Origin of the sequence: Synechococcus sp. R55.8 (genome assembly GCF_047461895.1) — a bacterium.
In the GTDB taxonomy this organism is placed as follows: Bacteria; Cyanobacteriota; Cyanobacteriia; order Thermostichales; family Thermostichaceae; genus Thermostichus.
In genome coordinates, this window is sequence record NZ_JANSIB010000024.1 from 1 (window position 1) to 10,684 (window position 10,684).

The window sequence follows — 10,684 nt, forward strand, 5'->3', positions numbered from 1 at the left end:
TATCGCTTCACCGTTGAGCAGTAATGGTCAGCAGTGTTCAGCGTAAATGTATCAGCATTCCTGCCATCCTCTGCTCTTGGCTTCCCAACGCCTCTTGCTGTTCAGCGGCAAGGGAGGAGTGGGCAAAACAACCCTGACCTGCGCGCTGGCTCGCCAACTGGCCCAGGTGGATCCCCAGCGCCGTCTGCTCCTGATGTCCACAGATCCCGCCCACTCGCTGGGGGACGTGCTGCAAATCTCGGTTACGGATGTGGCCCAACCCCTGCCGGATCGCCCCAATTTGCAGGTGCGGGCTTTGCAGGCGGAGATTTTGCTGCGGTCTTTTCGGCAAACCTATGGGCCGGCCCTGGAGCTCATTGCCGAGCGGGGCAGTTGGTTTGGCCGAGAGGATTTGCTGCCGATCTGGGATTTAGCCTGGCCGGGGGTGGATGAGCTGATGGCGATTCTGGAGGTCAACCGGCTGCTGGCTGGGGAGGAGGTGGATACCGTTATCTTGGACACGGCCCCCACCGGGCACACCCTGCGGCTGTTGGAGCTGCCCGACTTTTTGGATAATCTGCTGGCCGTGTTTGCCACCTTTCAGGCCAAGCACCGGGAAATCGCCCAAGCCCTGACGGGCACCTATCGACCGGATGAGGCGGATGCATTTTTAGCCCAGTTGCAGAGGGAACTGGAGGGGGGCAAAGCCCGCTTGACCACTCCGGAGAGCACTTCTGCTTGGCTGGTGATGATCCCGGAGCAGTTGAGCGTGGCGGAAACCCGCCGCTTTTGTCAGCAACTGCAAAACCGCCGCGTGCCCATCGGCGGTCTTCTGGTCAATCAGGTGCTGCTTGCAAGAGAGAATAACAGCCAACCTTCGCTGCCCGCTGCTCTCCCCTCTCCTCTCTACTCGGCGCGGCAGCAAGAACAGGGGCGCGTGCTCAAAGCCCTGCAGGAGGAGCTGCCCGGATATCCTATCTGGATCTGTCCCTATCAACTGCAGGAGCCGGTTGGGTTGGCGGCCCTGGATGAGCTGGTTCAGCAGCTTCGCCCCTTGCCAGAGGTGCTGCTGGAGTTGGAAGGGATCCCAGAGCAAAAAGCAGAGAGCCAAGAGAAGAGAAAGTCTCTCTTCTCCACCCTCTTCCCTTCCTTCAGGGGGATCCCGTCCCTACCGGATTTTTTGACCCAAGGGATCCGACTGGTGTTGGTGGGGGGCAAAGGGGGTGTGGGCAAGACGACGGTGGCCGGGGCCCTGGCTTGGACCTTGGCCAAGCGCCATCCCGACAAGCAGCTCTTGCTGGTCTCCATCGATCCGGCCCACTCGTTGGGGGATCTGTTTCAGACGAAACTGGGTCAGGATCCCATCCCCCTGCTGCCCAACCTGCTGGGGCAGGAGGTCGATGCGGCGGCGGTGCTGGAGCAATTCCGGCAGGATTATCTGGAGGAGGTGGCGGCCATCTTGGCAGGGGAGGGGACGGCAGGGGTGGAAGTCCAATACGACCCACAGGCGTGGCGGCAACTGCTGCAGATGCCCCCACCCGGCTTGGATGAGGTGATGGCCCTGTTGAGTGTTCTCCGACAGGAGACGAGCGGGCAGTTCGACCTGGTGGTGCTGGACACGGCTCCCACAGGCCATCTCTTGCGGTTTCTGCAGATGCCCCAGGCTCTGGAAGGTTGGGTAAGCTTGGCCCTGAAGCTGTGGCTGAAATATCGGGATGTGGTGGGCAGGTCGGAATGGGCGCAGCGGATGCGGGAGCTTTTGGCCCAGGTGCGGCAGCTTCGGCAGCAGCTCCAGGATCCCCAGCTTGTCACCTTTATCCCCGTCTTTAACCCCGAGCAGGCGGTTCTGGCGGAAACCGAGCGTCTCTTGGCGGAACTGGATGCTTTGGGGATCCCTCATCCCTACGCCGTTCTCAATCGGGTGTGGTTGGAGGATTCTACCCCCTTTGGAGAGGCCCTCTGCCGTCGTCACCAGACTCTTCTGGCCCAGCTCCCCCAGCCATTTTCCCAGCAGGCTATCTTGATCATTCCCTCGCTGCATTCTCCCAGCGTGGAGAATATCGGCTCCTACTTGTTGGCTCCTCAGGAGCCCTAACCTAGGGGTAGACCTTGCTCACCCAAAGCGTTATGGATCCCAAGTTGGAAGAACGCGCCCGCGAGCTGCGCACCCTGCTGCAGAAGGCCAGCATTGCCTACTATGTCCACGATGCTCCCATCCTGGAAGACAGCGTTTACGACCGCCTTTACCGCGAGCTGCAAGAGCTGGAGCGGGCTTACCCTGAACTGGTCACCCCCGATAGCCCTACTCAGCGGGTGGGAGAAAAACCTGCAGAGCATTTTCCCACCGTCTTCCACCGCATCCCCCTCTACAGCTTGGAAAACGCTTTCAACCCAGAAGAGCTAGAGGAGTGGCAAGAGCGTCTGCTGCGAGTTTTGGGCCGTGCCCCTGTTCCCGACAGCAGGACAGAGGGAGAGCTGGAATATGTATGTGAGCTGAAGATTGATGGCGCCGCCTTGGCCCTAACCTACATCGAGGGTCTTTTGGAGCGGGGTGCTACTCGGGGGGACGGACAGGCCGGAGAGGACATCACCCCCAACGTGCGCGCCATTCGTTCGATTCCCCTGCGGCTGGCGACAGCAGATCCGCCTCCCGTTTTGGAGGTGCGGGGGGAAGTCTATCTGGCCCTAGCCGAGTTTGAACGGATCAACCAAGAGCGTCGTTCCGCCGGGGATCCCCCCTTTGCCAACCCGCGCAACTGTACTGCCGGTACCCTGCGGCAGTTGGATAGCCGCGTTGTGGCCGCCCGCAAGCTCAGCTTCTTCGCCTACGCCCTCCACTGGCCGGAGGGATGGCCTGCCGGGGATCCCCCGCAAACCCAGTGGCAGTGTCTGCAGCAGCTCAAGGAATTGGGATTTCCAGTCAACCCCCTTTCCCAGGTCTGTCGGGGCTTGGGAGAAGTGATCCAATTTTATGAGCGATGGCGGGGTGCCCAGCTCCCCTACGCCAGCGACGGGGTGGTGGTGAAATTGAACTCCTTGCGGCTGCAGGAGGAGGCCGGCTTTACGCAAAAATTTCCCCGCTGGGCCATTGCCCTCAAATACCCTGCCCAGGAAGTCCCCACCCGCATCCGCGCCATCCTCGCCAGCGTAGGCCGCACCGGCGCCGTCACCCCGGTGGCAGAGTTGGAGCCGGTTCCTCTTGCCGGCACCCTTGTCAGCCGCGCCAGCCTGCACAATGCCGATCGCCTGCGGGAGCTGGACGTGCACATCGGCGATACTGCCATCGTGCGCAAAGCCGGGGAGATCATCCCGGAGGTGGTCGGGATCCTGAAGGAATTGCGCCCTGCCGATGCCGTTCCCTACAGCCTGCCCAGCCAGTGCCCGGAATGCCACACCCCCTTGGTTCGTCCCCCCGGCGAAGCCGTGACCCGCTGCCCCAACCCTGAGTGCCCGGCTAAGCTGCGGGGCCAATTGCAGCACTGGGCCAGCCGCGATGCTTTGGATATCGAAGGCTTGGGGGAAAAGCGGGCAGCCCAATTGGTGGAGAACTTGGGAGTGCGCACCGTAGCCGATCTCTACCGCCTCACCCCAGAGCAGTTGCAGGGTTTGGAGGGAATGGGATCCCGCTCCAGCCAAAAGCTGGTGCAAGCCATTCAGCGCTCTCGTCAACAGCCCTGGGAACGGGTGCTCTACGGGCTGGGGATCCCCCATGTGGGGGTGGTCACTGCCCAGATTTTGGCCGGCCATTTTCCCACCCCTGAGCTTTTGGCCCAAGCCAGCGCAGAAACCATCGCCCAGATCTACGGGATAGGCGCGGAAGTGGCGGAAGCGGTGGTGGCCTGGTTTGCCGATCCCGCCCACCGGCGGCTGCTGCAGGAGTTGCAGGCGCTAGGGATCCCCGCTCTTCCTCAGCAGGAGAACCCTGCCGTCTCCCAGATCCTGGCCGGGAAAAAATTCGTAATCACCGGCACCTTGCCCACCCTCTCCCGCCAGCAGGCCAAGGCTTGGATTGAGAGTCGGGGGGGCAAAGTCACCGCCAGCGTCAGCCGCCAAACCGACTACGTGGTGGTGGGCTCTGACCCCGGCTCTAAGCTGGAGCAAGCCCAACAACTGGGGATCCCCCTGCTGACCGAAGCGGAGCTGTTGGCGCTGGATCCCACCGTGGAATCCGGTGATCTGCATCCTTGACAGGGTGGATCCCCGAAAAACTTGGGTAGGGTGGGTTGTCTTAGCGGCAGGGATAGTTTATGATTCACCTCTAGTGAGGAGTGGACGCCAATAGGGGGAAGCGAACGAAACACGGACAGTTCCTTCCCCTTTTTGGTTACAAAAAGGCGCGGCCACACCTCCAAAAAGTATCCAACTTAACTGAAGGATTCCTTTGCCAGTGCCAGATAAGTTCAACTATGATGGGATCAGCGGAGACGCATGTTTCCGTTCACTCCTCACACCATCTTCCGCTCGGCGTCAAGTCGGGCGGTTTTTCTATAAATCCGTCCAAAGGATGTATGACCATTCCCGATAGCAGCGAAACGGCTCACCCCTTCCATTTCCAGTTTTCCTCCTTGTGAGACACTTGGGGAGAACCGAGGCTGTGGCGTTTGCACGGGTAGCGCAGAGCGCTGGAGAAGCTTATGGTCACTTTGAAGCAAGAATGAAACACCTCCGTTGCATTGCTTCCCAGCTCCCTTTTGAAGAGTGGGTGGTCGCGGAAGCGGCACGGAGCGCTTGGAAAGTGTCTCAATCCAGTTTGAAATGACTATATCTCCAGTCTTTCCAGTTGATCCCCATGGGAATCTCTTGGCACCCTGCCCCCTTGGGGATCCGGAAACAGGCCCTACGAGCCCAGTGGAGATGCTAGACTAGTAGGTCAGTGAGATTCCACCAACTTCGGCCTCCTTACGCTTTCGCAGCCAATTTGCGACTGGATTGGAAGGTTTAGTTTTCTTCTGGCTTTTGCCGGATTAGGATAGCCAAGAGCAAGCAGCAACGAGGATCCCATGGCCAAATATGACTCCCATCTAAAGTGCTCCTTCTGCAACAAGTCACAGGATCAGGTGCGTAAGTTGATTGCGGGGCCGGGGGTCTACATCTGTGACGAGTGCGTGGAGCTCTGCAACGAGATTTTGGATGAGGAACTCTACGACGGCAACACTCCTCCTGCTGCCGCCCCTGCCGGCGGCCGGCGTGAAGCTCCTAAAAAATCCTCCCGCAGCCTGCCTTCTTTGGCGCAGTTGCCCAAGCCGCAGGAGATCATGCGCTATCTCGACCAATATGTGATTGGCCAAGAAAAAGCTAAGAAGGTTTTGTCGGTGGCGGTTTACAACCACTACAAGCGTCTGGCTGCCAAGGCCAACCCCGGTAGCGTCGGAGTTTCGGAACTGGATGAGGTGGAGCTACAGAAGTCCAACATTTTGATCATTGGACCCACTGGCTCCGGCAAAACCCTGCTGGCGGAAACCCTGGCTCGCATGTTGGATGTGCCTTTTGCGGTTGCAGATGCTACCACCCTTACGGAAGCTGGCTATGTGGGCGAGGATGTGGAAAACATCCTGTTGCGCCTGCTGCAGGTGGCGGACATGGACGTAGAAGAGGCCCAGCGCGGCATCATCTACATCGACGAAATCGACAAAATTGCCCGCAAAAGCGAGAACCCCTCCATTACCCGCGATGTCTCCGGCGAGGGGGTGCAGCAGGCTTTGTTGAAGATGCTGGAAGGGACAATAGCCAACGTGCCTCCCCAGGGAGGGCGCAAGCACCCCTATCAAGACTGCATTCAAATCGACACTTCCAACATCCTCTTCATTTGCGGGGGGGCTTTTGTTGGCCTGGAAAAAGTAATCGAGCAGCGCATTGGCAAGAAATCGATGGGCTTTATCAAGCCAGGGGAGCAATTGTCGGTTAGCCGCGAGCAACGTATGGCCAATGCCCTCAAGGCTTTGGAGCCTGAAGACTTGATCAAGTACGGCATGATTCCCGAATTCACGGGGCGGCTCCCGGTAGTGGCGACTTTGGATCCGCTGGATGAGAAGGCGCTGGAGGCGATCCTGACGCAGCCCAAAAACGCCATTCTCAAGCAGGCGCAGAAGCTGTTGCGCATGGACGGGGTGGAACTGGAGTTCGAACCTGCCGCCATTGCTGCCATTGCCAAAGAGGCTTATCGCCGCAAGACCGGGGCTCGCGCCCTGCGGGCCATTGTGGAAGAGCTAATGCTGGATGTGATGTACGAGGCACCCTCCCGCCGCGACCTGAAATACATCCGCATCACCGCCGAGATGGTGGAGCGCCGTTCCACCCGCGAGCTGATTCCTCACCCCTCTACGCTGCCCAAGCCTGAGTCGGCCTAGAGTCGCGGCCCTTCCGATCCCTGCTGGATGAACTTATGATCTGTTCTTGAAAGAGGGGGCAGGAGATCCTATGGCAGGGACTGCGTTCCGCTGGCGCGAACGACAGCGGGTGGATCGTGAATATGCGGTAATTGGTCTGGGGCGCTTTGGTTCTAGCTTGGCTCTCACCTTGATGGAGCGAGGGCACAATGTCTTGGGGATCGACCGCAGCCGTGAGATCGTGCAGCGCCTGGCGGATCAGCTGACGCAGGTGGTGGCACTCGATTCCAGCGATGAAGATGCGCTGCGAGCGGTGGATATCCTCTCCTTCGACACGGTGGTGGTGGCCATTGGCAGCGATTTTGAGAGCAATTTGCTGACGACGGTGGCCCTGAAAAGTCTGGGGGTGCGCAATGTGGTCTGTAAGGCGTCGACCGAGCGGCAACGCTCTATTCTCCTGCGAGTGGGGGCAGATCGGGTGGTGTTGCCGGAGCAAGAGGCAGGGCGCCGTTTGGCTCAGGTGTTGACAGCACCGGGGATCCTAGATCAGCTAGAGCTGGAGCCGGGCTACAGCATTACGGAATTACAGGTGCCGGAGGCGTTGGTGGGCCATACGCTGGCGGAGTCGGATCTGCGTCGCCGCTTCGGCATCACGGTGCTGGTGGTGAAGCGAAAGCAATCGCTGGTGGTCTCTCCCCCCGCAGACTACCTGCTGGAAAAGGGGGATTTGCTGGTGGTTCTGGGGGCCAATACCAACATCTCGCGGCTGAATGAAATGTAGGGAGGGATCCGATGAGAGAGGACTCCGCCCCGCTTCCGCGAGAGGAGGGGCCTGAGCGCTTGGTTCCACCGGTGCCATCCCGCGCCCGCTACCTGCCGACACCGGGCTCGGCATTGTCTCAGTCCTCTAGGGCCTTTGGGAATCGTCTGCAGTGGTTTTTGGGGGGGGACAGGCGTCGCCCGCTGCCACCGCCATTGCGCCTGGTTACAGGGTTGGGGCTCTTGGCAGTGGTGGGAACTCTGGTGCTCATGTTGCCGGGGATCGGGCGCGGGGATCCCTTGAGCTGGAATGAGGCGCTGTTTACGGCCATGTCGGCCCTGAGCGTGACGGGGCTCTCGACGATTGTGGCGGCGGAGGATCTCACCCTGTTGGGCCAGATTGTGCTGCTGATCCTGATTCAGATTGGCGGGGTGGGCTTCATGGTGTTGGCGGTGGTGGTGTTTCAATTGATCGGGCGGCGCATTTCCCTCCTCAATCGCTTGGCGCTGTGCAATTCGCTGGGGCTCATCGATCCGGGGGCGATCCTGGAATTGACTCGGCGGGTGCTGCTGGGGGTCACTCTCATTGAGTTGGGGGGGGCTCTGCTGCTCTGGGTGCATTGGCGGGATCTCTATGGGCCGGAGCGGGCGGTTTTTCTGGCTATTTTTCACGCGGTGTCCGCCTTTTGTAATGCGGGATTCGACCTGTTTGGCCGGGAAGGGATCCCTACAGACGGTCTGTCGCTGGCGATTTTGGCCGGTCTGATTTTTATCGGCGGTTTGGGCATCCCAGTTTTGTCGGATTTGTTAACCTGGCCACGGGGCCACCGCCCCTCTCTGCACACCCGGATTACCCTGGGCGTGGTGGTGGTTTTGCTCTGCACGGGCGGCATTGGCTTGTTTTTGGGAGAGAGCTTGCCCGGCGGATCCCTGCTGGAGGTGAGCTGGCCCCGCCGCTTGGGCCTGACGTTTTTTCAGTCGGTTTCTGCCCGAACGGCTGGGTTTGCCGGGATCCCCATTGAGGATTTGACCCCGGCAAGCCAGTTGCTGCTGATGGCTCTCATGTTTATTGGGGCAGCCCCAGCTTCTATGGGGGGCGGCATGACCACCGGCACCTTGGCGGTGTTGGTGTTGGCCCTCTGGGGCTATGCCCGCGGTTTGCCCAGCGCTCAGATTGCCGGGCGCAGCTTGGATCCCTCCATGGTGCGCAAGGCGGCAGCGGTGTTGACGGTTTCTCTGTTTGTGGTATTGTTGGCGGCTTGGTTGATTTTGCTGACCCACAGTAACAGTAGGTTGGATCCGGTGTTGTTTGAAGTGATCTCCGCCTTTGCCACCTGCGGCCTCTCGACGGGCTTTACCGGGGAGCTCAACTGGTTTGGCCAACTGATCATTGTGCTGGTGATGTTCTGGGGCCGGTTGGGGGCATTGACCATTGTCTTGGCCTTGGCTCAACAACAGCCCCGCCCGTTGGTAACCTACCCTGAAGAGTCGATCCTAATCGGTTAGTCCAGAACTGAGGAGAGAGCAGCCTCCGTTAGACTGAGTAAGGGATCCCTTCGTCCCTCTCGTTACCGGGAGCCATCCGTGTCCAAGTTCCTTTTAATTGGTTCTACTGAGCCCTTCAGCGGTAAGTCGGCTGCCATCTTGGGTTTGGCCAAGCATCTGCAGCAGCAAGGGATAAAAGTCACCTATGGGAAGCCCATCGGTTCTTGCGAGCGGGAAGATTGCTCGCTGGAAGGGGGCGATCCGGATATGCGCTTTGTGGCGGAGTCTCTGCGGCTGACGATGGATCAAATGCCGCCGATGCTGCTCCGGCTCAACGAAGAGGCTTTGCTGGCTCAAATGAAGCGAGCTCCCGGGGATCCAGCTCCAGAGTGCCCGGTTGCCCCTCTGTTGGAGTTTGTCCAGCGCTCCCCTGCCGATTTGGTGCTGCTGGAAGGCCCAGCCGATCTTTACGAGGGGGAATTGTTTGGCCTGTCGCTGGCCAAGATGGCCCAAGCCCTGGATGCTCCGGTACTGCTGATCAGTCGCTACCATTCCTCCTTGGCTGTTGATTCTCTTCTCTTTGTCCATCGTCAACTGGGATCCCGCTTGGCAGGCGTGCTGCTGAACGATGTGCCGCCCGACCAGGTGCAACCGGCAAAAACGATCATTCGGCCTTTTTTGGAGGGACACGGGATCCCGGTGCTGGGGATTTTGCCCTCCCATCGCATTTTGCGCAGCATCAGCGTTGGGGAGTTGGTGCGGCAACTGGATGCCGAGGTGCTCTGCTGTCCGGATCGGATGGACCTGATGGTTGAAGACATTGCGGTAGGGGCGATGAACGTCAACTCGGCCTTGAAGTACTTCCGTAAGCTGGATCACAAGGCGGTGATCACCGGCGGAGACCGCACCGATATTCAACTGGCCGCCCTAGAAACTTCCACCCTCTGCCTGATCTTGACCGGCAAGCTCCCTCTGGATCCCCGCATTCGGTCTCGAGCAGAAGAGCTGGAAGTGCCGATTCTCTCGGTGGATCTGGACACCTTCACCACCATCAACCGCATCGAACGGGTTTTTGGGCAGATTCGCCTACACGAGGAGGTGAAAGTCCGCTGCATCCAAGAGCTAATGTCAGCAAATTTTGACTTTTCCCGTCTCTATGCCCATTTGGGCTTAACACAACCCCTAGTGTCGGCGGCAGGTGCGTAGGATAAAGTCATTAAGGCTTCTCTACATCTGGTGTCTAAATAGGTAATTCTCCGAGAGCGAGCACTATACCTGATCAAGATGAAATAAGCTCAGTTTTGATGCGCTGGCTTCTAGTGTCTGATGCTTTCCAGTATCTGCAATGATTTCTGCAAAAAAACGCAGGGATCTCTCGCCGGTTTGGCCTACTCACCGAATTCGAGAGATATCATGCGAGTATTCATCACCTCAACACACCACTCCTCCCCCAGATTTTCTGGGGGTTTTTGTTCGTACTGTTTTTAACCTTGTGCGTCAGTGTCACGTAAGCTGATGTTGACGGGGTTTATGCTGCTAATAGTGTGAAACAAAGCTTTTCTGAAGCTGAATACACTAAACAGTGGTGCCGGCACGCCCTTCTGCAATAAGATGCAGTGTCTGTTGTCGAGCCGGGATCCCAAATCTTCCCGTTAGCATCGGATGAGCACCATGACCAAGGTTTCACGGATGCGCAGCCGCAAAGGAGCGCGCCCCAGCCGTCTGGCTGCCTGCCCCCGCAGCGGCATCTTCACGGACGGGGGATGTTCTCCCAATCCGGGGCCAGGGGGATGGGCTGTGGTGGTGGTTCAAGATGATCAAATTGTGGAAGAGTTTTGGGGAGGGGATCCCGATAGCACCAGCAACCGCATGGAACTGACCGGCTTAATTCGGGCTTTGCGGTACTGCCGTGACACCCAAGGCAACGGCGTAGATACCATCTACAGCGACTCCCACCTTTGCGTACAGACCTACAACGACTGGATGGATCGCTGGGCAGCGCAGGGGTGGCGGCGGCGCACCGGGCCGGTGGAAAACTTGGATCTGGTTCAGGAACTGTATCAACTAAAGCAGCAGTGCCCTCAGGTGCAGGTGGTTTGGATCCCAGCCCACCAAGGTCTGCGCTGGAACGAGTA

At 59.0% G+C, this 10,684-nt stretch carries 7 protein-coding genes; all 7 read left to right on the forward strand.

The window, feature by feature from the left end; all coding sequences use genetic code 11:
- Positions 1-46 precede the first annotated feature (46 nt).
- Positions 47-2,074, forward strand: coding sequence for an ArsA family ATPase (locus tag NW829_RS03975; RefSeq protein WP_414416482.1), 2,028 nt, complete (start codon positions 47-49; stop codon positions 2,072-2,074).
- A gap of 32 nt (positions 2,075-2,106) precedes the next feature.
- Complete coding sequence (gene ligA, locus NW829_RS03980; protein WP_414416495.1) at positions 2,107-4,167, forward strand: NAD-dependent DNA ligase LigA; 2,061 nt, start codon at positions 2,107-2,109, stop codon at positions 4,165-4,167.
- Positions 4,168-4,979: 812 nt separating this feature from the next.
- Positions 4,980-6,326, forward strand: coding sequence for an ATP-dependent protease ATP-binding subunit ClpX (gene clpX, locus NW829_RS03985; RefSeq protein WP_414329044.1), 1,347 nt, complete (start codon positions 4,980-4,982; stop codon positions 6,324-6,326).
- Between the two features lie 70 nt (positions 6,327-6,396).
- The gene (locus NW829_RS03990; protein ID WP_414329043.1) at positions 6,397-7,086 is read left to right on the forward strand and encodes a potassium channel family protein; all 690 of its coding nucleotides are present in this window, start codon (positions 6,397-6,399) and stop codon (positions 7,084-7,086) included.
- Positions 7,087-7,145: 59 nt separating this feature from the next.
- Complete coding sequence (locus NW829_RS03995; protein ID WP_414416483.1) at positions 7,146-8,570, forward strand: TrkH family potassium uptake protein; 1,425 nt, start codon at positions 7,146-7,148, stop codon at positions 8,568-8,570.
- A 78-nt stretch (positions 8,571-8,648) separates the two neighbouring features.
- The gene (locus NW829_RS04000) at positions 8,649-9,755 is read left to right on the forward strand and encodes a phosphotransacetylase family protein (RefSeq protein WP_414416484.1); all 1,107 of its coding nucleotides are present in this window, start codon (positions 8,649-8,651) and stop codon (positions 9,753-9,755) included.
- A gap of 465 nt (positions 9,756-10,220) precedes the next feature.
- Positions 10,221-10,684: ribonuclease H family protein (locus NW829_RS04005; protein ID WP_414416485.1), on the forward strand; the 464-nt coding region annotated here is incomplete at its 3' end.

Excerpts from the sequence above, each read along its gene's own strand:
- clpX (WP_414329044.1), top strand. The coding sequence starts at position 4,980 with ATGGCCAAATATGACTCCCATCTAAAGTGCTCCTTCTGCAACAAGTCA.
- NW829_RS03975 (WP_414416482.1), top strand. The coding sequence starts at position 47 with ATGTATCAGCATTCCTGCCATCCTCTGCTCTTGGCTTCCCAACGCCTC.
- ligA (WP_414416495.1), top strand. The coding sequence starts at position 2,107 with ATGGATCCCAAGTTGGAAGAACGCGCCCGCGAGCTGCGCACCCTGCTG.
- NW829_RS03990 (WP_414329043.1), top strand. The coding sequence starts at position 6,397 with ATGGCAGGGACTGCGTTCCGCTGGCGCGAACGACAGCGGGTGGATCGT.